14 protein-coding genes, 2 tRNA genes and 3 rRNA genes are annotated in these 21907 nt (G+C 61.8%); 2 read left to right on the top strand and 17 right to left on the bottom strand.

The annotated features are described in order from the left end of the window. Positions 1 to 5 precede the first annotated feature (5 nt). The 16 genes from CP556_RS08665 to CP556_RS08585 form a co-directional block, all read right to left on the bottom strand. A complete protein-coding gene (locus CP556_RS08665) occupies positions 6 to 1046 on the bottom strand; it encodes a phage major capsid protein, P2 family (protein ID WP_098725245.1) in 1041 nt (346 codons plus the stop codon). Positions 1047 to 1293: 247 nt separating this feature from the next. Continuing rightward, a complete protein-coding gene (locus CP556_RS08660) occupies positions 1294 to 2787 on the bottom strand; it encodes an XkdF-like putative serine protease domain-containing protein (RefSeq protein WP_098725244.1) in 1494 nt (497 codons plus the stop codon). A gap of 486 nt (positions 2788 to 3273) precedes the next feature. Then, entirely contained in the window at positions 3274 to 5133 is a 1860-nt protein-coding gene (locus CP556_RS08650) for a phage portal protein (protein WP_098725242.1), read from the bottom strand. Positions 5134 to 5229: 96 nt separating this feature from the next. Then, positions 5230 to 6822, bottom strand: coding sequence for a phage terminase large subunit family protein (locus CP556_RS08645; RefSeq protein WP_141551653.1), 1593 nt, complete (start codon positions 6820 to 6822; stop codon positions 5230 to 5232). Next, positions 6809 to 7546: a hypothetical protein gene (locus CP556_RS08640; RefSeq protein ID WP_098725241.1), complete on the bottom strand. Its 738-nt coding sequence runs from the start codon at positions 7544 to 7546 to the stop codon at positions 6809 to 6811. The genes CP556_RS08645 and CP556_RS08640 overlap by 14 nt, the downstream gene beginning before the upstream one ends. Before the next feature lie 44 nt (positions 7547 to 7590). Next, complete coding sequence (locus CP556_RS08635) at positions 7591 to 7851, bottom strand: hypothetical protein (RefSeq protein ID WP_255291430.1); 261 nt, start codon at positions 7849 to 7851, stop codon at positions 7591 to 7593. 80 nt (positions 7852 to 7931) lie between these two features. Then, the gene (locus tag CP556_RS08630; RefSeq protein ID WP_098725240.1) at positions 7932 to 8441 is read right to left on the bottom strand and encodes a hypothetical protein; all 510 of its coding nucleotides are present in this window, start codon (positions 8439 to 8441) and stop codon (positions 7932 to 7934) included. Between the two features lie 2 nt (positions 8442 to 8443). After that, positions 8444 to 8920, bottom strand: coding sequence for a hypothetical protein (locus CP556_RS08625; RefSeq protein ID WP_098725239.1), 477 nt, complete (start codon positions 8918 to 8920; stop codon positions 8444 to 8446). 172 nt (positions 8921 to 9092) lie between these two features. After that, on the bottom strand, positions 9093 to 9350 hold the full coding sequence (locus CP556_RS08620) for a MarR family transcriptional regulator (RefSeq protein WP_098725238.1): 258 nt from the start codon (positions 9348 to 9350) through the stop codon (positions 9093 to 9095). After that, the gene (locus tag CP556_RS08615; protein WP_098725237.1) at positions 9337 to 12840 is read right to left on the bottom strand and encodes a hypothetical protein; all 3504 of its coding nucleotides are present in this window, start codon (positions 12838 to 12840) and stop codon (positions 9337 to 9339) included. The genes CP556_RS08620 and CP556_RS08615 overlap by 14 nt, the downstream gene beginning before the upstream one ends. Continuing rightward, positions 12837 to 13076 (bottom strand): hypothetical protein, encoded by a 240-nt coding sequence (locus CP556_RS08610; RefSeq protein ID WP_176548152.1) that lies wholly within the window; start codon positions 13074 to 13076, stop codon positions 12837 to 12839. The genes CP556_RS08615 and CP556_RS08610 overlap by 4 nt, the downstream gene beginning before the upstream one ends. A gap of 152 nt (positions 13077 to 13228) precedes the next feature. Further along, positions 13229 to 13304, bottom strand: a tRNA-Cys gene (locus CP556_RS08605). A 148-nt stretch (positions 13305 to 13452) separates the two neighbouring features. Further along, a 5S ribosomal RNA gene (rrf, locus tag CP556_RS08600) occupies positions 13453 to 13574 on the bottom strand. A 129-nt stretch (positions 13575 to 13703) separates the two neighbouring features. After that, positions 13704 to 16624 (bottom strand): 23S ribosomal RNA (locus CP556_RS08595). Between the two features lie 226 nt (positions 16625 to 16850). Further along, positions 16851 to 16922, bottom strand: a tRNA-Ala gene (locus tag CP556_RS08590). 154 nt (positions 16923 to 17076) lie between these two features. Continuing rightward, positions 17077 to 18549 (bottom strand): 16S ribosomal RNA (locus tag CP556_RS08585). The 16S, 23S and 5S rRNA genes sit together here with 2 tRNA genes alongside, the layout of an rRNA operon. 908 nt (positions 18550 to 19457) lie before the next feature. Between CP556_RS08585 and CP556_RS08580 the strand changes: the two genes are divergently transcribed. Both CP556_RS08580 and CP556_RS08575 read left to right on the top strand, forming a co-directional pair. Continuing rightward, positions 19458 to 19835 (top strand): winged helix-turn-helix domain-containing protein, encoded by a 378-nt coding sequence (locus CP556_RS08580; RefSeq protein ID WP_098725236.1) that lies wholly within the window; start codon positions 19458 to 19460, stop codon positions 19833 to 19835. Then, positions 19832 to 20128 (top strand): DUF7521 family protein, encoded by a 297-nt coding sequence (locus CP556_RS08575; protein ID WP_098725235.1) that lies wholly within the window; start codon positions 19832 to 19834, stop codon positions 20126 to 20128. The genes CP556_RS08580 and CP556_RS08575 overlap by 4 nt, the downstream gene beginning before the upstream one ends. A 297-nt stretch (positions 20129 to 20425) precedes the next feature. On the opposite strand, the gene lpdA is transcribed toward CP556_RS08575, so the two are convergent. Continuing rightward, positions 20426 to 21892: a dihydrolipoyl dehydrogenase gene (gene lpdA / locus CP556_RS08570; RefSeq protein WP_098725234.1), complete on the bottom strand. Its 1467-nt coding sequence runs from the start codon at positions 21890 to 21892 to the stop codon at positions 20426 to 20428. Between the last annotated feature and the right edge of the window lie 15 nt (positions 21893 to 21907).

Here is a 21907-nt window from a genome sequence, read left to right as displayed (position 1 = left end):
TCACCTCAGGACAGCGTCGGCGCCGCGATGTTCTCGCCGAGCGCGCCCGCCTGGAGCTCCTCGATCTGGTAGTCGAACTGCCCCTCGATCAGGTTGCGGCTGTGGAGGCGGCGCTCCATCGTCTTGTCCGTCTGGGTGAGCTGCGTGATCTCGACCTCCTCGAAGAGACCGTAGACGAGGTTCGACGGATCGACGAGCATCGCGACGTCGTCGGGCCAGTAGGAGACACCGACGATGTCGTACTCGAAGGGCGTGACGTCGTTGTCGCCCAGCAGCGCCGCGACACCGAGCGCGTCCTCACGCTCGGTCAGCCCGTACGCGTAGCTCTGGACCTGGGACTTGCTGGTGAGGAAGACCAGGTCGTCGGGGTCGCGGTAGCGCTCGGGGACCGTCTGGATCATGCCGTTGAACATGGTCGTGTTGACCGGCTGCGCGGTCCCGGATCCGTCCGAGTGGTCGTAGGCCGGCATCGTCGAGGCGTCGGCCTCTTCGCCGGTCCCGATTCGGTCGGAGGCCGTGTCGTTGCCCTCGGCGATCGAGAGCCAGCCATCGAAGGTGTTGTTGAACGTCGTCGGCAGGCCGCTGCCCGTTCGGCCTGCGTTGATGCCAATGTTCTGGATGTCATTCCCCCAGGCGCGTTCGAAGTGCGAGAGGATGATGTCGGCGACGCTGTCGGCGTCGCTGATGACGTTCTTGACCGAATCGCGCTTGAGATCGTACTGGATGTAGTACGACTGGTCGGTCGCGTTGAACTCGACCGAACCGGTCTCCGCGTCGGAATCGGTGGTACCGGTTTCGTCTTCGCCGCCTTCGGTGCGGACATCACCCGAGAGTTCGGGGACGCCGATCTTCGGGACGCCCATCTCGAGGCGCGGGAGCGTCTCGACGCGGACCATTTCGAGGAGATCCGCCGACTTCTGCTGGCGCTCGATAAACCGCTCGTAGAGATCGCGCGGGAGCTGCGCGCCGTTGAGGCTCGAGGTGTCGATCGTCTGCTTCTGGACCGAGGTCTTGTTCTGTTCGCGTGCGCCTTCGATGTTCGTCATTAGATTTCACCTCCGCCGACGCCGCCGCCCAGCGCCTTCTTAAACTGGGACGACTCGTCGGATACGTCGCCGTCTTCGCCGCCCTTTTCGACGCCACCGATCTGCTGGCTCGCGCCGGTCTGCTTAGAGATCGCATCGACTGCCTCCTGGATTTCGCCGATCGCCTCGGCGTTCTTCTCAGCCTGCGACGGCTCCTCGTCGGGCTCAGTGTTCTTTTCGTCCGGTTCCTCGTCGGCGGTGAGGGCCTTCAGCGTGTCCTGAATGTCCTCGAGCGCCTCTGCGTTCTGTTCGGGGAGGGACTTCTCGTCCCCTCGTTGTCGGTGTTTTTGCTCATGGTGAGGTCCGCATCCGCGTCTGATTCCGTGTCTACCCAGTCGACGAAGTCCTCGGTGACCGGGGTCTCGTCGCGCCGTTCGCGAACGAACTCGCGATACTGCCAGCCAGCCTCGTCGGCCGCGAAGGCCGTGTCGTCATCGAGGACGTCCGTCTGCCAGACCCAATCCTGGAAGTCCGAGAACGGGGCCTCTCCCTGGGCGTCGACGAAGCGCTGGAGCGCGTTGACGACAAGGTCGCCCTGCTCCTCGGTCAGCTTCTCAACCGGGGCGACTTTCTCATCGTCCTCGTCGTCATCGTCCTCATCTTCGCCATCGCCGCTGCTGGCGTCGTACTTGTCATCGTACTCGGAGAGGTCGAAGTCCGAGTCTGGGTCATCCGTAAAGCGATTCGTCTCGAAGTCCTTGTCCGACGCCAGTGACGCCTCGATCGCGTCGTGGGCGGCCATCAGCGACTCGCGGTTATCCGTGTTCAGCGGCCGGCCCTCTTTGACCGCATCGAGGGCTTTCGCGAGAGATACTTCGGAGACCTCGGACTGCCCGGGCTCGGGACTTACGCCGTCATCGGGATCACCGAAGAGGAGCGCCTTGAGGCGCTGGCCGAGCGTCGCATCGTCGACGTTTTTGAAGCCGTCGCTTGGCTCAATATCGCCGAGACTCGGCCGGTCGGCGTCGGGATCGGTTTGTGATTTGCTCATAGCATGTTTCGTGTCAGCTGCCTCGATCGACTCGAGGTAGCCCCACAGGTCGCGGGCGTCCTCCTCGGAATGACCGCGGCCGGGCGTGTCCTCGTCGCCAGCCATCACAGCGACGAACTCATCCTCGCCAGCGACGTCGTCGACGATCGACTTGTCAGTCTTCGTGGTCGTGAACTGTGCCGAGACCACGGCTGGGATATCGACGTCGGAGATCTCGCTCACGGAGCCGTTGGTGACCTGGACTGGCGGCCAGTACTTGTCCTCGACCGCGTCGGGGTTGACCGCGTCGGGGATCGCGACGTCGTCCGGGAGATCCTCGATCGAGTCGTACTCGACACCTTCCGTGACCTCGCCGCCGATCGAGTAGCCGCCGATGACGCCCCGTTCAACGAGACCCCAGAGGTCGTCATTGAGATACTGGCGCTGGACAACCCAGTCGCCGGCCTCGAACGCGGCGCCGTCGATCTCCTCGTCCTCGTCGAGAACTTCGTTCCGGACGAGCTCGGCGTCGTCCTCGGGGAACCGACCGTGCATGACGCCGTGGTCGGGGTCGGGATTGAACATCGCCTCGACGCCCTCGGCGCGGAAGAAGTCGAGTTGGTGGTCGACCTCGTCGGCCGTGAGCGCAAGCCCCGTGGCTATCTGCTCGGCGTCGTCGGTCGCTTTGATCGCGACCTGCTTGGTGAACTTTCGACTCGAGTTGTCTGTCATCGTAGGTCCTGTGAGAACGCCGGAACAGATCTCGGGCAGAGGCCCCGGCGGAGGCGTGCCGTCATCGGTGGTCTGTTGCTGAGTCGGTTTTAAGAATAGAGAGAATCAACGAATTACAAATATGATAGCTCGAATGGGTGAGCTTCTGAAGGAACATATAGACCCCGTCGCAGCGGAAACAATAAAAACGGTTCTCGGTGGCGCTTATGGCGGTTTGGCGCTTCGGTTGACGATGGAGGATTCCGTTAGTGCTCTGATCTTTGGGCCATTTATATTCTTAGCTACATATGTCGTATTTAGAATTATAAGATACGCAAATACTGATCAAGAATACCAAGCGGAGATGTTATTGGGTAATCAGCAGTCAAAGTCGTCTACCAGAGAAGTTGGATCCTTCCAACTTCGCCAAGATTGATCCCTGCCGTTTGGCCGGTACAAAACCTCGAGCAGAGCCCCCGGTGAGGGCGTACCGTCATCGGTAGTCCGCTATTGGCCGATCTGCGGCCAGCCAGTTGTGTTGGTCAGCTCCTCGTACGGGTACGCCATCCGGATGTTGTCGTAGTGATACGACCCCGCAGAACTGGCACTGGTCCATGAGTCCCACTCCGACTCGTCGACGCCGAGGTAGACGTAGATCCGATCCTGCCTATCCTCGCCACCGTGGAAGCGGACGTACAGGTCCTCGGTCAGGCTCTGGTAGAGGGCGCTGTGGATGTTGCTCGAGTCGAACTCCTGCATCCGGACCTGGTCGTTCTCGTCGTCCTTGGCTGCCTCGCGGTCGACGTCGATCGCCTCGCGCGTGCCGACCATGTTCTCGACCGGCGGCGCGTCCTCCGGCCGATCGCCCGGGACAGCAGCGGCCGCCTGATCGCCGAGGTTCGCGAGTAACGTCGACCCGTCGATCGGGTGATCCTCGGGCAGCGGATCCTTCCCCAGTTCGGCTCGAGCCTCGTCGATGGTCAGCGTCCCGTTCGACGCACCGATGCGCTTCTGGGCGATCGTCGCATCGCGATCGGGGCGATCGGCACCCTTCAACTCGAACTCGATCGTCCAATCCGTGACGTCGAGCGCCTTCTTGTGGATGATCTCGTAGAGCCGGGCCTCGAACTTTTGCTGTTCGGGGGCGATGGTCTCCTCGGCGAACTCGCGGACCTGCTCTTTCGAGTTCGATCGGTTGGACTGGCCCGGCCGGTTGTAGAGGACCGGCGGCACGCCGTGGACCTTCGCGATGTCTTGCTCGGCCTCCTTCCGGAGTGTCTCGTAGTCCATCTGGCCTGCGTTGTCGCCGGCGAGCGGGCGGAGCTCCACCTCGATCCCCGAGCCACCCTCGCCTTCGAGGCCGAGGTTGTTCGCTTCTTCCTGGAGCTTCTCGACTTCGAGGACCGACGCTCGATGCGGGTTGTCCTCGAGATCCTCGAGCATCTGCCGGAGTTCGTCCTTCGAGTCCTCGGTTAGCGTACCGCCCTTGACGATCACCGCGAAGTGCGAGATCCCGAAGTGCTCGAGCTTGTCCTTGTTGTAGCGCTTGGCCGCCTGGTCCATCGCGAGCGTCTCCATCGCGCTGATCCAGTCGGGGATCCCGTAGTAGGTCGCGATCGGCGACGGGTTCGGGATGAAGATGAGTTCGTTCGCCGGATCCTCACCGTCGAGCTTCTCTGCCGAATCGTAGACGACGTCGCCGGACTCCTGGCCGACGAAGACGCGCCGATCGGTCGGGTCGTCCTCGTCGACGTAGCGGTTCCCGGCCTCGCCGTAGTACCGGCGCTGACCGTGTCGGCGCTGGACGTATCCATGTCCGCTCGTGACGATCGTCTCGTCATCGTCGGTCTCCTTCTCGGTCTTGCGCACGCGGACCGTCGTCGCCGGAACGTGTGCCAGCCCGGTCGGCGTGCCATCGGGGGCGACGAGGATCTCGAGCGCGCACCATCCGATCATGTGGTAATCCATCCGCGCGAGTTCGAGGACCTCCGTCGGCGTCGTCGCCGGCGTGTGCTCGGGCCCGGTTTGCCACCGCGAGCCACTGCCGTACCAGAAGTCGTCGACAGTGTCGTACTGGTCATCACTGGCCTCGTCGGGGTCGACCGACATGTGCGGGACGACGTCGAAGCCGTAGCCCGCCTCCCAGCGCGCCTTCTTTCGGATCGCCGCCGCGTGCGTCTCGTTCAACTCGGAGAAGGCGGCCAGCGTCTCCGGCGGGTACGGCGGCCGGATCCCCCAGCCCCGGCCGGTCGCGATGTGACGCTCGTCGAGCTGCGTGGTCTCGCGAGCCTTCGACATCGCGTCGTTGGTGCCCATCTTCGAGACCGTGACGGAGACGTTGCCGTCGTCGTCGTCGGAGCTACTCATCGTCTTCGTCCTCCTCGAGGCTATCACGGACCTTGTCGACCGTCTCGGTACCGCCGACGATGCCGTGTTTCTCTCGGGTGTCGTCCTTGTCAGAAGTCATAGATGGGTCACCGCACCTCCGCTGTCCTCGTCCGGGTCCGGATCCAGCGCCCCGCTGCCCTCGAGGCGACGGATGCCCTGCTCAGCCATGTACCAGGCTGCGATCAGGTCGGGCGTATGGCCCTTGAGCTTACCGTCGGAGAGCTCGAGCGACAGCGCTGCCTGGACGAAGTCCTCGGTGCCGTCGTGGCCGCGGTAGAAGTGGATCCCACCGTTCTCGACGAGCGTCCGCAGCCGGGGGATGCCGTTCTCCCAGCTGTGCTTCTTCCCCGTCGTCGGGATGCCGACGATCTTCGTCATCATGCTCGAGGAAAACTGGATCGCGTGGTTTCGGACGTACTGCTGCATCCCGTTGTCCTCGATCACGATCACCGCTGGATCGTACCGGTCATCCAGGTCGAGGATGGTCGCCTTGACATCCGACGGCTTCATGCCCTTGGTCGCGACGGCGTCCAGGAGCGTCCGGCGTCCATCGCGACCGACGCGGAACGCAACGAACGCCGCGTTGTCTCCCGTCGACGACTGGGCCGGGTCGTGGGCAACGATCGTCGCCTCGCCGGCGCCGGGAGAGAGCTGGCGCGGAGGTGACTGCCCGCGGATCGAGCAGCCGCCGTCGTCGACGAGCTGGTTGATGTCCGCCTCGTCAACGAGGTTGCCCGAGGCACCGCGGATGACCATGCAGTACTCCCGCCAGAACAGATGCGAGCTCATCTGCTCGCGCTTCTTGGCGAGGTACTCCGGGCCTCGAGCCTCGGGCCAGAGGACGTGGATCGTCTCGCCGGCGTGCCACGGATCCTCGACCTCGGTGTAGAGCTTCTCCGGCGGTCGGCGCTTGCGCCAGTTATCGTCATCACCGAACTCCCGGTCCCACTCCTCGAGGATCGCCGGGTACTCGGTGAAGTCGTAGGCGTCGCGATCGATGAGGTGGGAGTAGATGTCGTCCGGTCGCTTCCGCGTCCCGACGACGGCGGTCTTCCCGGAGTCCTTGACCATCGGGACGGTGACGCCCTCGATCCACTGGACGATGTTCTCCGTGTCTCCGTCGCCGTGCTCTTTGATGACGTCGTCGAGGACAAGCAGGTGCGACCGGTCGCCCTCGATCGCGCCGAAGAGCCAGCCGGCATAGAGCATCGAGCCGTGGGGCCACTCTTTGGCCTCCTTGGTGTCTTGGACGGGGTCAGCGTTCAGCTTCGTCAGCCACGGGTTCCGGTCGACCATCTTCCAGAACTCCGTGTCGGCCTTCTTGTGGGCCTGCCCCTGGGTGTTCGTTATCCAGTGGGCCCGGAAACCGTCGATATACTCGAGACAGGCGATGAGATAGCCCAGCGTGAACGTCGTTTTCAGTGCATCACGGTGGGCGAGCATCCCGATGTTGCCCTCGCCGGCGAACTGTTCGGCCCAGTGGACGTGGACGTCCCCGATCGGGACGTGGGGATCCCGCTCGGCGGCCATGTACCCCTCGGTCAGTCGGTTGAAGTAGACGTCCCAGGGGCAGCCGTCGAACGGGTTGAGGACCTCGCCAAGGACCGCCGGATCCTCGAGGGTCTCGACGAGCGTGTCGGCGTCGACGTCGAGTTCACTCGTCGACATCGTCACCCTCCGTGCTGTAGCGTTCGGCGAGCACCTCGCGGGCGATCTCCTTCGTGTCTTCGTCGAGGCCGACCGTCGACTCCGTCTCGAGTGAGCCTTCGACCTCGAGGCGGTCCTTGTAGACGCCGAGGACCTCGCCCTTCGCCTGTAGGTGGGAGCTCTGTTCCTGCCGAGCCATCGCCTGACCCTCGAGGTTGGGCTGATCGCGCTCGAGGCCGTCGAACTCCTTAGTGTAGCGCGGCGAGCCGTCGACCGATCGGAGCGGGTAGGTCTCCCCCGGCATGACCGACGTCGTCTCGTCCTCGAGGAAGCGGATGATGACGTCACGTTCGGCCGCCCAGTCCGGCCAGTCGTCATCGTCGGGATCGACGATCTCCCACGCTGGCCAGCGCATTGCCGTTTCACGATCGGTGGAGACAGTGTCCGTCTTCGGGACGACGCGGATGATCGGTTCGTCCTTGAGAGACTTCGATTCGGCCTCTCGAGCACGCTTGTACATCCGCTCCTCGCGCTCGGCGATCTGGAGACGCGTGTTGGCGTGCTCCTGCTCGATCTGCTCGAGGACCTTATCGGCGGGGTCCTCGTTGAGGTAGCCCCGGATGGTCGATCGAGCGTAGGAGCCGATCCCCTCTTCCTCGAAGCGGTCCCGGATCTCCTCGGGTGAGAGGTTCTCCAGATAGTGCCACTTGAGGGCGAGAGTGACGCGGCGTTGTTTCGTGCTCATAGGTGTCGAAAATCGTTCTTCAGCGTTCTGCTGAAATATATACTTTAAATAGGTCGGTCAGTCGTCGCGATCATCATCTTGTGACTGGGATTTCCCCCGTCGGGAAGCGCCACGTTGAGCGCTCGTTGTACTTCGAAGTCCCACATCTTCCCGAGGACCGTGAACGCGATCGCGGTCGTCCCGATGACGATCTCGTAACGCGCAGGGTCGGCGCCGGTGAACATCGGCCCAAGGACGATCGCCGCCCAGACGACGAATAGGGCGAGCGTGCCGATCGTCCGTTCGAGCGTTTCGTCGTCGGGCATCAGTGTTCTCCCCAGGCAGATGAGTTCGATTCTCGCGCGCTCCAGCGGATCGTCGGTATTCGGTTTAACAGACATGGCATCTATCGAGCCTCCTCGAACACCTCGACGTCGACGCCGGCGTCCTCGAGGATCGTCCGGACCGCAGCAGTACCGACCTCGCGGTTGAACGTCTCCTCGCGGATGTGCGGCCCCTTGTGCATCAGTGCCGACGCCTCCTCGTGGGCATCGAGCGTGCCGTCGGCGAACAGCCGAACGTGCAGCTGGCGGAACGGCCGCTCCGGGAAGAGGTCGGGATCGTAGTGGAAACGGACGAGGTTCGCGACCTCGCCGCCGTACTCGTAGGAGAGTAGCCAGTTCGGGGTGAATCCTTCACGGGCGAGTGCGACGACGACCTCGTTGGTCGACGCCTGCGGATCGAGCGTCGCGACATCGTCCCCGTCGACGGTCCCGATCCAGTCGGAAGCGTGGGCCCGACCGATTCGGACAGCGTCCTCGACGAGACGGAGGACTCGATCATCCTGGAGTGCTTCCTCGAGCAGCTCGTCCGGGTCGAGATCGGCGAGGTCGTAGGCGGTGAGGTTCTGGACCATCGTCACCCTCGCTGGGCCGCCAGTTTGACTGAGCGGCGGAAGATCTCGGTATCATAGCCCTGAACGTCCTCGCGACTTTTGAACAGTCGAACGGCCTTCCGAAGCGTCCCTTCGTCGAACTCGAGGCCCTGCTCGCGAAGGCGATGAGCGAGTGGTCCGATGAGACGAAGCGCCTGGACTTTCGAGAGCGTGTCGTCGTCGGCCCAGCAACCGACTCGGGCGCAGGTCCGACAGGTTGTCATCGGCTGGCCGGACTCGAGCTCGCCGTACTCGTCCTGGGGGATCGATCCCTGCTCGAGGCTGGCTTGGGGCGTCCGGTTTCGCTCCTCGACGTCGAGGGACTTCCGTGGCGAAAACTCCTCGATCTCGCGGACGTGTTCAAAGCAGCCGTTACACACGCGGTCGTTGTACCAGACGAGCCGGTCGAACGCCCGCTGCGGGGAGACGTGACCGTCTGGGTTGGGTTGTGTCATTGCCATACTGGAGAAAAGCGATGCTGCAGGGCGGACGTGATCATCGTCGACGACGCGGTCGCCGACTCGACGCCCTGTAGCAATCGTGTTGTTTTCCTAAAAGTCGCTGTGGTTGATAAGAGTCAGCGCGTGCGCCGTATTGGCGACTACCTCTCTGAGAAGGACGGTTTCGGGCTCCTCAGGATGTTTCATCAAATTCAACGCGAACAAAACGCAGGTCGTCGGAGGTGCGATCGCGGCGGATCACGTCGGCGGCCTCGAGTCGATCCAGCGCTCGATCGAGGGTCCGGTCGGGGAGATCGGTTCGCTTCTGAAGTTCGCATCGAGTAACCGAACCGTCCTCTCCCTCGAGGACGAACACGACGTACTTGGCACTCGGCGGGAGCTCCTCGAGCACCGCGTCGCGGGGGGTATCGATGAGGTCAGTCACCAGCATCAGGCGGTGATCGCCAGTTCCAGACCTGGGTAGTGTCGCCACTGGAACCGTCACTCACCCCCTGATCGACGTCTCCGCGTGCATCGGGGTCTCGAATCGCCAACGCCCACCTACTAGAGTCCCCGTAGGGGGTAGTTGGCGATTCCTGAAGATCAACGAAACCGACAGATGGGAGCCCTGACTCGCTGTAGAGCGTCGCCCCGTGGGATCCAACACCCTCGGAAACGTGGACTGCTGGCTCACCGAACTCATCATCGGATAGCCGCTCGAGCGTCTGGCGGACGTGCTCTTTCGTACAGCCGACTGCCTCCGAGATCTCCTTCGCTGTTCGCGAGCGATCACTGGATCGGAGCTCGTCGACGATCTCCTCCTGGAGGTCAGTAAACACCCACTCCACTCCTGGCGTCTGGACGTCGGCGAACCCGGTAGGCATCGCGTCGGTCCGAACGAACACCGTCGCGTTGACGTCGGGATCAGTCGGGTCACGAGCGTACCGACCGGCAGCCTGGGCGATGTGGTTCTCGCGAACGCTCGCGAGGATCTCCTGGGCAGTCTCTGCGTCCTCACCATCGAACCCGCGACCACGGGCCCGGTACTCCTCGCCGGCATCGTCGACGGCAGTCTCGACTTCGGCCTCGAGGTCGAGCTCGGCGAGCAGGTCCAGAACGTAGTCGTCACCGGGATCCATGCAGCCGTTGACGAGCCCGACGCGTTCGTACTCGAAGTCGTTGCGTGACTTCTCCTCGCCGAAGTGCATCAACTCGGGGCGGTGGACGCCGGCGTCTTCCATCAGCTCCTCGAGGCGGTCCTCGACCTGGGCGGTCGTGATCGCCGTTCGGAACTGGGTGCCGTACTCGTCGACGAGGTGATCGAACAGCGCCTCGAGTTTGTCCTCGTTCAGCCACTCGAGGGCCTTGTCGCCGGAAAGGGGACGGGTCGCGTCGCCGACCTGGACGACACGGAGGCCGCGTTCGTAGCGCCGCCACAGCTGGCGCTCTTCGGGTTCGAGAACCTCGGTGGTCTTGATCCACGGAAGCGTGTTCGCCTGCCAGAGTGGCGTCGCAGGGTGGGCGTCGAGACCGACGACCGACCGAGCCGATCCAAAGTCGGGGACGACGCGAACGGAACGGACGTCGTTGCTCTCGTCGAGGACGATCGAGACCCACTCGCGGTTCCAGTCGTCGTCATCGCGAACAGCGGCCTCGAGGCGCGGGGGTTCGTGCATCGTCTTGCCGAACCGCCGCCCGTTCGCTCGGTCCTCAGCACGGAAGATCGCCCGTGCCAGCGCCGGCGCGAGGGTGTGGGCATCTGGGTTCTCGAAGTACCAGTCACGGTCCGGCTCCTCGTAGAGGACGTCCTCGAGGGCGTCGCGCTCCTTGGCGGCGTCACCCTGGTAGTCGTCGTGCCGGGAGAGCTGGACGAAGGCTTCCCACGTAGTGACCGGCGCGTCGATCTCGCGGAGGTACGCGCCGACGGCACGCCGGATGCGGTCGGTCGAGAGCTCCTGCTCAAAGGCAGGCTCTTCGTCGACGACGATGTTATTGTGCATCCGCAGCCCGGGGGCATATCCAAAGTTGTGCGTCGCGATGACGAGCGGCCAGTACTCGAGCGCTCCGTCGGGTCCCTCACGATACTCATCCCACTGGGCGATCGCGGTACACTGGCTCTCCTCAGAGCAGGGGAGGGTGGCCCCCTGGTCGTTGTTCTCCGCGAGGTAGCGGTGGGCGGCCGAGAAGGCCATGCCCTTCCCCTCGCACTGGCGATCGAGCCACTCGCTGGCAGGTTCTCCGTTGATCGTGATCTCCTCGTCATGGTCACCGGCGCAGACCGGGCAGGCCTCATGGCGACCGAGGAGGACGTGATACTCCCCGCCGTGTTCTTCGGCAACGTCGACGGCCTCGTCGCGAGCGTCGCGCGTCTCAAGGAGGTGGACGACCGGGCGCTCGCCGGTGATCTCGGTACGGGCACCCCACCGCGTCGACGCGATCGTGTAGGACTTCCCGAGCGACGTCGGCGCGTCGACGATCCGGACATCTTCGTTTCGGATCACCTCGGCGATCGTGTCGAAGAGCTCTTCGCGAGCGCTGTCGGTCGACGGCCACTCGAGGCCGCGCTTCTTCGCAAAGCGCCGGCGGTCGGCCGGCTCGAGCGCGTCTAACTGGCCGATCGGGAGTGCTGAAACAGCTCGCTCATTCCCGTCTCCATTATAGGCGTCGTCAGTTGATGGCTCGTACTCTGGGATCGCGAAGCCGAGATCGCGAAGCCGCTCGACTCCGCGCCACCACGTCTCGCCGTCGACGGGACGGGCGTTCGCCGGTCGGATCTCGCCGGCGTCGATCGCGGCCATCGTGACAGGACCACCATAGCCACCGAGGTCGCCGGTGTCCTGCCAGCGCTGGTCGTTGACGATGTTCGCGGTCCCGCCATCGGAGAGTGAACCCCACGTCGGCCAGAACGCACGCTCCCCCTCGCTCGTCGAGGCGGTGTCGTTCCAGCGCTGGACGATCGTCTTCTCAGCGACGCGCTGTGCATCGAGACGGTCGACTGCGGCGAAGACGTCCCGAATCTCGTCGGTGGTCTCGCTGCTCGACGTCGCCTCCGGTGTATAGTCCTCAAGGTCGTACTCCTCACGGTCGACCGAGATCTCCTCATTGCGAGCACGATCTCGAGTATCGACCTGGTCGGTTGCCTCGAGGATCGGCTCAAGGACATCGGCGTTCCACTCGCGAACATCGGTCGGGGTGCCGGGAACGTGCTGCCCGGTCGCGACGCACACCCGCTTCCCGTCGTAGATCTCGATCGAGGGGAGGTCCTCGTTCGACCCCCACGGATCCTCGTCGAGCTGCCAGGCAGCTTGCTTGACATCCTCCGGTAATGTGCCCTTGTACTGTGCGTGGACACCAGCCTCGGACTGCGAAATATCGGCATACGTGGCCCCAAGCTGTTCAAGAATCGCGATGAATGCAGGATGGACGTCGCCGGTCTCGGGATCGCGGACGTCGTCGCCGTCGACGTAGACGAACGGGTCGTCCTCCTGCTGGAGGAACGCCCGGCCGTCGAGTCGGGGATCGACTTCGGCCATCGCGATGGTTTCCCCGTCGCCGTAGTTGTCCGTAATACCCCATTTCCAGCGGGCGTCCTTGTCGGGATCGGCGTCCGGATGATCGCGGTCAGCCCACGGTGCGAACGGTTTCTTCTCGACATGGCCCATCCACTGCTCGCGATCGAGGAGTTCCTCAGGCCAAATACCCGGGGTTGGGGCCTCGAAGTCAGCACTCGCCCAGCTGCTCCAAGACGGGTCGCGGTCGAGATCCTCTGACGAGAGCTCGTCGACGGGATCCGGTTCCGTCGGATCCTCACCATCGACGATCGCCTCGGCAGCTTCGAGGTAGCTGGGATCGGCATCGGCCAGCCAGAGTAGACGCTTCGGATCAGCATTCGGATTGTTCTCGAACGCTCGATCCAGGCGCTCGAAAACGTCGTCGCTCACGCCTGATCACCTCCCCAGTCAGAGAGGGTCGTCTGGCCCTCAGCATCGGGCCGGTCGATCTCCTTGGATTCATCGGCCTCGGGAACCGGGACGTTCTCGGCTCGCTCCTCGCCGACGTCCTCAGGATTAGTTGCGTAGACGACGTCCTCGGCCTCGTCGTCGAGCTCGGGACGTTCAGTGATGTACTGGACGGTCCCATCGATCGCGCCGCCGGAGTGCGACCGGCGGCCGATCATGCTGACCCCCCTGCTTCCGCTGGAGATCCAGCAGTAGCTATCGCGAAATGTGGTTCATGAAGTCTATCGGAAGTATCGGAAAGATCCGTTTCAGCCGCCGTTCGTGACGACTGAACCTCACAACCCGGTTGGATTGTAAGGAATTTGGTATAAGCCAAGGGCCGGATTTGAACCGGCGGTGGGCGGCTCTGCAGGCCGCTGCGTTCGGCCGGACTCTGCCACCTTGGCGCGTTCTACCGTTGTTACTGCGTTCGTTTAAGCATAGCGGTACGGCACAAACCGCTGTGAGTTGCTGTCCCGTGTATAACTGCAGAAAACCCCACACAGCCAGCGCCGACGCGGTGGCTCTGTAGGGGGTGAAAGTATGAATTATGAGTGGAGGCGGCGAAACGGATTTCCCAGAGGCTCGCGCACTCCAGTACTCCCCGGAACGCTGGCGAGCTTATCTTCCGTGTTCGGGATGGGTACGGGAGGTACCTCGCCGCTGTGGCCGCCCTAACGCCGACCAACGGAATCGAACCGCTGTCATTCCAATATCGGTGGTATGTCTCAAACCGTGTGTATGTGTAGTCCAGTTTACGTCCGGACCCGTTCTCGCGTCACGGATCCAATGCGATGTAATGTATGAATGTGTGGCTTGGCCAATTAGTGCTCGCGGGCTCAACACCTCGTTGCCTTGGTGCGTACACCCCGAGTCTATCGATCTCGTCTTCTACGAGTGGCCTCAGTGGTATCTCTTTTCCAGGTGGGTTTCGAGCTTAGATGCGTTCAGCTCTTACCCCGTGGTGCGTCGCTGCCCAGCACGTGCCCTTTCGGACAGCTGGTACACGAGTGGCACCCATTCGTAGTTCCTCTCGTACTATACGAACGTTCCCGTCAGATACCGTAACACCCCCAATAGATAGCAGCCGACCTGTCTCACGACGGTCTAAACCCAGCTCACGACCTCCTTTAATAGGCGAACAACCTCACCCTTGCCCGCTTCTGCACGGGCAGGATGGAGGGAACCGACATCGAGGTAGCAAGCCACCCGGTCGATATGTGCTCTTGCGGGTGACGACTCTGTTATCCCTAAGGTAGCTTTTCTGTCAGCAATTGGCCGCATCAAGCAGCCTAATTGGTTCGCTAGACCACGCTTTCGCGTCAGCGTCGATCGTTGTGTTCGACACTGTCAGACTTCCGTTTGCTCTTGCGCTCTTCCTCGGGTCTCCGACCCGAGTGAGGAAATCTTGGGGCGCGCCCGATATCTTTTCAGGCGCGTACCGCCCCAGTCAAACTGCCCGGCTACCAGTGTCCTCCGCCAGGAGTGAGAGTCGCAGTCACCATCGGGTAGTATTTCAATGCTGGCTCGGTGGGCCGCTAGCGCGGCTACCTGTGTAATGCCTCCTACCTATGCTGCACAATGGCGACCACGTCTCAGTGACAGCCTGCAGTAAAGCTCTATAGGGTCTTCGCTTCCCCTTGGGGGTCTCCAGACTCCGCACTGGAACGTACAGTTCACCGGGCCCAACGTTGGGACAGTGGCGCTCTCGTTGATCCATTCATGCAAGCCGCTACTAAAGCGGCAAGGTACTACGCTACCTTAAGAGGGTCATAGTTACCCCCGCCGTTAACAGGTCCTTCGTCCCCTTGTACGGGGTGTTCAGATACCTGCACTGGGCAGGATTCAGTGACCGTACGAGTCCTTGCGGATTTGCGGTCACCTATGTTGTTACTAGACAGTCGGAGCGCCCGAGTCACTGCGACCTGCCTCTTCGCGAGGCAGGCATCCCTTATTGCGAACGTACGGGACTAACTTGCCGAATTCCCTAACGTCGGTTGCTCCCGACAGACCTTGGCTTTCGCCGCCATGAGTACCTGTGTCGGATCTCGGTACGGACAGTGTGCTCGCCTTTTCACGGGCTCTAGGTTGGCCTCTCTTACGCTATCCTACCATTCATCCGCTTCGTACCATTACGGTTTCCACGGATTTCGATAGTTAGACTGGGCGAAAGCCCAGCAGAGGCGGCCCCAAAGCGTCGGCTTTGAGTGCACACTGGCATAGGAATATTAACCTATTTCCCTTTTGTCAATTTCGACTTACGGATTGACTTAGGACCGGCTAACCCTCAGCTGATCAGCATTGCTGAGGAACCCTTACTCGTTCGGTCGTCAGGGGTCTAACCCGACTAACGCTGCTACTATGACCAGAATTTTCGTTACTGAACGGTCCACACGATCTCTCGACCGTGCTTCCACCCGAACAGAACGCCAACCTACAAGATTGCGGTATGAACCGCACTGCTAGGTCTCGGTGGTAGACTTGAGCCCCGATCATTTTGGGCGCCTCAAACCTCGGCCGGTAAGCTATTACGCTTTTCTTAGAGGGTAGCTGCTTCTAAGCTCACCTCCCGGCTGTCTAGGGCTTGAGACCACCTTCGATCGCACTTAGTCTACACTTGGGGACCTTAACCCAGCTCTGGGTTGTCTCCCTCACGGTACACAGGCTTACCCCGTGCACCGGACTCCCTGCGTCAAACGGCGTTTGTAGGTTCGGAGTTGGACAGGGGGGCGCACTCCTCTCGGAGTGCGATCCCCCAATCCGTCGCTCTACCCCACAAACTACCTCGGCAGAGGTCATGCTTCGACATGTTTCGGTTGGAACCAGCTGTTTCCGGACTCGATGGGCCTTTCACCCCTAGACGTAAGTCACGAGAGGGTATTGTAGGACACCAACTCTAACAGACTTCCACGTGCCTTTCGGCACGCTTCATCTTGCTCACGCCTAGATCGTCCGGTTTCGGGTCGTGCCCGTTTGACTCCCCGCGCTTGAACACGGTGACCCTGGTGCAAAGCACTGCGGTCATATCGGTTTCCCTACGCCTTCCTTGATAATCAAGTTAGACTCGTCAAACAGGCACACTCTCTGGTTCGTTTTTCAAAACGTACGACGGAACTTCGGCTTCCCCTGTCGCTTACTACAGGTTCGCACCTGATTCATTGAACAGCGGACCTTGTAAGCCCCGTCGCTCTATCGCCAACTGATTTCACGCCCTATTGCACCTCCCTTCGTGGGGTGCTTTTCAGCGTTCGTTCACACTACTTGTTCGCTATCGGTCTTGAGGAGTGTTTAGTCTTCGCGGTCGATGCCCGCGATATTCACGAGGGATATCCAACCCCCGATACTCTGGAGCTGACTCGTTCCTTACTCGTCGACGGTACGGGACTGTCACCCTGTCTCGTGCTCTGTTCCAAGAGACTTCGCATCGAGTGTCGGGAAGTGATCGTCAGTCCGAACACCACATTGCCCGTGAGGGCTTCGGTTTGGACTCTGTCGCGTTTATTCGCCATTACTAACGACATCGCGTTTGCTTTCTTTTCCTGTCGATACTAAGATGTTTCAATTCTCGACGTTCCCCATTGCGCGAAGCAATTGCGGTGGGGATTCCCATTCGGAGATCCTGAGTTCTTAGCCTCCGTGCGGCTCCCTCAGGCTTATCGCAGCTTGGCACGTCCTTCTTCAGCTCTCAAGCCGAGCGATCCACCAGCTGGCACAGTAGCCACGTTCATCGGATCTGAATTGCAACCTGCAGTTGTAATTCAAGAGTGACCCGGGAACGGGTCCAGTGGACGCCTGGACTACACGTACACACGGTCTCATCTGCACGCCGTAGACGCGGCATGCATTAACCCTTCCCACCCGCGTTTACACGGGGTGGTGCATCGGTTCTGTCGTACTCAATCATCGCGCCGTCTCCCACTTAAGGGGCACGATTCGATGATCAGTACGAGACATGGACCCACAGGGATTCGAACCCTGGGCATCCTCCTTGCAAAGGAGGCACTCTACCACTGAGCTATGGGCCCACGCCCGTCTCAACAATGAGACGGGCACGGGAATTGGGTGTGAGCCTTGGTAGTTCTAAGGTGCCCGATCGGCCAAACGGTGGTCGATCGAACGTGGAACCGCAATTCGTAATCCGCTAAGGTGGGTCAGGCACGACGGCCTGATCCCGGTCTGTGGAGGTGATCCAGCCGCAGATTCCCCTACGGCTACCTTGTTACGACTTAAGCCCCCTTGCGGAGCCCAGATTCGACCCTGGAATCAGGGCCTCATCCGGACCCCACTCGGGTGCTTTGACGGGCGGTGTGTGCAAGGAGCAGGGACGTATTCACCGCGCTCTTCTGAAGCGCGATTACTACCGAATCCAGCTTCATGAGGGCGAGTTTCAGCCCTCAATCCGAACTACGACCAAGTTTCGGAGATTAGCGCCCCCTTTCGGGGTTGCATCCCACTGTCTTGGCCATTGTAGCCCGCGTGTCGCCCAGCACATTCGGGGCATACTGACCTACCGTTGCCCATTCCTTCCTCCAGTTTGGCACTGGCAGTCCTCCTAATGTACCCAACCACCACAAGGGTGTTGCTGGCAATTAAGAGTGTGGGTCTCGCTCGTTGCCTGACTTAACAGGACGCCTCACGGTACGAGCTGACGGCGGCCATGCACCTCCTCTCAATGGCTCCAGTAAGATCATCAATCTGACCTTCACTGCACATTGTCGATGCTGGTGAGATGTCCGGCGTTGAGTCCAATTAAACCGCAGGCTCCTCCGGTTGTAGTGCTCCCCCGCCAATTCCTTTAAGTTTCATCCTTGCGGACGTACTTCCCAGGCGGTCTGCTTCTCGGCTTCCCTACGGCACAGCACAGGCTCGTAGCCTGTGCCACACCTAGCAGACATCGTTTACAGCTCGGACTACCCGGGTATCTAATCCGGTTCGTGACCCGAGCTTTCGTCCCTCACCGTCGGATCCGTCTTCCAGAGGCGCTTTCGCCACCGGTGGTCCGTCCAGGATTACGGGATTTCACTCCTACCCCGGACGTACCCCTCTGGTCTTCCGGTCCCAAGCCACGCAGTTTCCACCGGACGCCTGCGCGTTAAGCGCGCAGATTTCCCGATAGACTTGCCTGGCCAGCTACGGACGCTTTAGGCCCAATAATAGCGGTCATCACTCGTGCTGCCGGTATTACCGCGGCGGCTGGCACCGGTCTTGCCCAGCACTTATTCCTCGACCACCTTACGGTCGAAAAAAGCGAGGACTATATGCCCTCGCACTTGGAGTCCCCTTATCGCACTCGCGTGCAGTGTAAAGGTTTCGCGCCTGCTGCGCCCCGTAGGGCCCGGTATCTTGTCTCAGATACCGTCTCCGGGCTCTTGCTCTCACAACCCGTACCGATTATGGGCACGGTGGGCCGTTACCCCACCGTCTACCTAATCGGCCGCAGCCACATCCTATAGCGCCTGAACGTTTCGCGTTCACGCCACTCCAGGCAGTGAACGGTATCGGCTATTAGCCTCAGTTTCCCGAGGTTATCGCCGTCTATAGGGCAGTTTGGCCACGTGTTACTGAGCTATCTGCTACGAGTCTGAACTCGTGCAACTAGCATGGCTAAATCGGACTCCAATAGCAATGACCTCCGGCAGGATCAACCGGAATGCTATAATGTACTCCCAGCTTGGCTGGGAGGGTCTGTTGGCGGTGAATGTTGCAAACACACTCACACATAAATGGTCCACGTTCGATGACACTGATCGAGTGACCGATCGGGCGTCACCGAACTACCAAGGCTCACATCAGATCCCATCTGTACGGCGGACCGCAGGGGTAGGATCCTCATCTCCTTCGGACGTATTCATAAGCCGTCAGGGGTACATAACCCCTTCGAACCCAGATCGTCCGTGTCGACACGGCGTATCCAAACGCCCCGTCGCCACATCTTCGTGTTCACATCCGAATGCCCTCGAACGTATAAGGGCGTCGGATCGCCCCCACGCCAGAAACCGCATCCAGCGGGGGTGTGTACGATCACAACTGAACGCCCAGACACGTATAAGGGCTCTGGATCGCCGCGGCCGGCAGTTCCGATCACGACCATCACTCGTGTGGAGCCCTCGAGTACGCAGTCTCTCGCCGGGTCGACCCGACGACGTGTCCGAGGACGGATGTAATTCATCCCCCCGTGCCGGGTTGCGGCCGGAGGGAACGTGGCGGCGTGCGCCACGTCGTTCGCATTACAATCGAATGCCGGGTACACATATAAGGCCGTCGGACGAGACCTGTATCGGAATCCGATACCATGGCACGGTTTTCCACGAAAACATAGTGTCAATAACACTGATAAGTGCGATAGCTACTCGAGCGCGCTGCATCGATCGCGAGAATGTCACGCGGGCGGAGGTCGGCCGGTCATCCCACCCTTGCAGGTGCGGTCTGGCCGAATGATACCCGCGTGGATCGCACTCGAGCGCGCACGCGCAAGAAGGCTTCGTGTCGAGAGTTCCCGAGCGGGGGATAGAGACACGCATCGATGCCGATAAACCATGTGCGTTGCAAGGGGGAGATGAATGGTCCGGGACCCGTTCGCTTCGGAGTCGACGCCGTCCGCCGAGGAGATCTGCTCTGCGCTGGACGATCCCGACTGCCGTGAGATTATCCGGAAACTCGAGGAGCCGATGACTGCATCGGAGCTATCGAAGCGGTGTGAGATCCCGCAGTCGACGCTGTACCGGAAACTCGAGTTGTTGACCGAGTCGACGCTGCTCGAGGAGTCGACCGAGATTCGACAGGACGGTCACCACGCGAGCAAGTACTCGGTTGCGTTCGACGAGATTACGCTCGGGCTGGACGAGGATCGGTCGCTGTCGATCGATATCGAACGACCGGCCCGGACGGCAGACGAGCGGCTCGCGGAGCTGTGGTCGGAGGTGCGAAAGGAAACATGAATCCGATTCCGACGGGGCCGACCGAGACGATGCTCGCGCTAGCGGTCGTCAAGACGCTTGTTCTCGTGGTCGGGGGTGTCATCACGTACTTCGCGTTCAAGGCGTATCGGCGGACCCGACAGCGCGCGCTGGGGTATCTCGCAGCCGGGTTTGGGCTCGTCACGCTCGGCCTGGTACTCGCCGGGATGTTGTACGAACTCCTCGAGGTCGATCTCGCGACGGGAATCCTGCTCGAGAGTCTGCTCGTCCTGGCCGGGTTTCTCGTGATCGCGTACTCGCTGTACGTGCAGTAATGGGTGCGAGCGCCGATCGATAGAAGACGGACATGAGATGAAAGCGACGTGGAACGGACTCCTCGTGTCGCCTCGATACGGGAGACGAAATAGCAGACTGGTATCGTGGCAACAGGGGATTACCACGCCCTCCCCAGCCGATTCGTTCGCTCTCTTCGGTCGCTCACTCATCCCTCGCACGGAGTCGTCCTGCGGTTCGCCGTCGGCGAACCGCAAGCCAGCGCGCGCCATAGTGGATTGCCAAATAGCGCAACGCGGCGGATCGTGGCCGTCGCGTCGACGGTTCGAATCAAGCCGTCATCGATTCAGGGTATGAATCGCGTGTCCGAGCGCGTTTTCCGCGGCTTCCATCACCGACTCCGAGAGCGTCGGATGGGCGTGAACCGTCGCGGCGACGTCCTCGAGCGTCGCGCCGAGTTCGACCGCGAGGCCGAGTTCGGCGATCAGTTCAGAGGCTTCGGGGCCGACGATCGAGGCGCCGAGGACGTAGCCGTCTTCGTCGTCGGCGACGATTTTTACGAAGCCGTCCGAATCGCCGGTCGTCAGCGCGCGGCCGCTGGCTCGGAACGGGAACTGGCCAGTCGCCGTTTCGAAGCCGGCTTCTTCGGCCTCGGATTGGGTCATTCCGACGGTGGCGATTTCGGGATCGGTGAAGACGACCGCGGGGATCGCCTGGTGGTCGAGAGCCGCGGGCTCGCCGGCGATCACTTCGGCGGCGACTTTCCCTTCCGCGCTGCCTTTGTGTGCGAGCATCGGTTCGCCGGCGACGTCGCCGACGGCGAAGATGTGGTCGACGTTCGTGCGTGCGCGCGAGTCGGTCTCGATGAAGCCACGGTCGTCGGTTTCGATCCCGGCTTCCTCGAGATCGAGCGTCTCGGAGACGGGAGACCGGCCGATGGCTACGAGGACGTTCTCGACATCGAGCTCGAGACGTTCCGCTTCGATCGCCTCGGTGCTTCCCCCATTCGCTGCAGCGCCGTCGACCGGCTCGGCGACGACGCGGATACCGTCGCCCGGTTCGTACCACTCGGAGGCGGTGTACCCGAAGTGAAAGTCGATCCCGAGGGCTTCGGCTCGCTGTTTGACCGGTCGTGTGAGGTCGTCGTCGTCGTAGCCCGGTAGGATCGAGTCGAGCATCTCGACGACGGTCACATCGGTGCCGAGTTTGGCGAAGACGCTCGCCAGTTCCATCCCGATGTAGCCCCCGCCGACGACGACCATCGAGTCGGGGACGGAATCGATCGCGAGCGCCTGTCGCGAGTTCAGGACGGGCCCGTCGTCGAACGAGAAATCGGGGATCGAGATTGGGCGCGACCCGGTCGCCACGATGGCGTGCTCGAACTCGAGGGTCTCCGAACCCTGACCCTCCCCGCTGTGGGAGACGCGGACGGTGTTCTCGTCCGCGAATCGGGCGGTGCCCTCGAGCAGGTTAACCTGATTCGCCTTGCAGAGCTTCTCGACGCCGCTCGTGAGCTGATCGACGACGCCGTCCTTCCAGTCCATCATCCCGGCGAGGTCGATCGCGGGGTCGGCGTGGATCCCCATCTCCTCGGCGGTGGCGGCCTCGTGGGCGACGTCGGTCGCGGTAATCAGCGCTTTCGAGGGGATGCAGCCGTAGTTCAGGCAGGTCCCCCCGTAGGCGTCCTTCTCGACGAGCGTGACGTCCAGATCGAGCTGGCCGGCGCGGATCGCAGCCACGTAGCCGGCCGGGCCCGCGCCGATGACCAGTACGTCCGTTCCGGTGGTGACGTCTCCGACGACCATTAACTATCCTCCTCC

The organism is Natrinema sp. CBA1119, assembly GCF_002572525.1.
Lineage (GTDB): Archaea > Halobacteriota > Halobacteria > Halobacteriales > Natrialbaceae > Natrinema.
Note: the sequence above shows the minus strand (reverse complement) of the source record. Positions and strands in the feature narration are given on the sequence as shown.

Coding starts and splice junctions, on each gene's coding strand:
- CP556_RS08665 (WP_098725245.1), bottom strand. CDS start 1,046: ATGACGAACATCGAAGGCGCACGCGAACAGAACAAGACCTCGGTCCAG.
- CP556_RS08660 (WP_098725244.1), bottom strand. CDS start 2,787: ATGACAGACAACTCGAGTCGAAAGTTCACCAAGCAGGTCGCGATCAAA.
- CP556_RS08650 (WP_098725242.1), bottom strand. CDS start 5,133: ATGAGTAGCTCCGACGACGACGACGGCAACGTCTCCGTCACGGTCTCG.
- CP556_RS08645 (WP_141551653.1), bottom strand. CDS start 6,822: ATGTCGACGAGTGAACTCGACGTCGACGCCGACACGCTCGTCGAGACC.
- CP556_RS08640 (WP_098725241.1), bottom strand. CDS start 7,546: ATGAGCACGAAACAACGCCGCGTCACTCTCGCCCTCAAGTGGCACTAT.
- CP556_RS08635 (WP_255291430.1), bottom strand. CDS start 7,851: ATGCCCGACGACGAAACGCTCGAACGGACGATCGGCACGCTCGCCCTA.
- CP556_RS08630 (WP_098725240.1), bottom strand. CDS start 8,441: ATGGTCCAGAACCTCACCGCCTACGACCTCGCCGATCTCGACCCGGAC.
- CP556_RS08625 (WP_098725239.1), bottom strand. CDS start 8,920: ATGGCAATGACACAACCCAACCCAGACGGTCACGTCTCCCCGCAGCGG.
- CP556_RS08620 (WP_098725238.1), bottom strand. CDS start 9,350: ATGCTGGTGACTGACCTCATCGATACCCCCCGCGACGCGGTGCTCGAG.
- CP556_RS08610 (WP_176548152.1), bottom strand. CDS start 13,076: ATGATCGGCCGCCGGTCGCACTCCGGCGGCGCGATCGATGGGACCGTC.
- CP556_RS08580 (WP_098725236.1), top strand. CDS start 19,458: ATGGTCCGGGACCCGTTCGCTTCGGAGTCGACGCCGTCCGCCGAGGAG.
- CP556_RS08575 (WP_098725235.1), top strand. CDS start 19,832: ATGAATCCGATTCCGACGGGGCCGACCGAGACGATGCTCGCGCTAGCG.
- lpdA (WP_098725234.1), bottom strand. CDS start 21,892: ATGGTCGTCGGAGACGTCACCACCGGAACGGACGTACTGGTCATCGGC.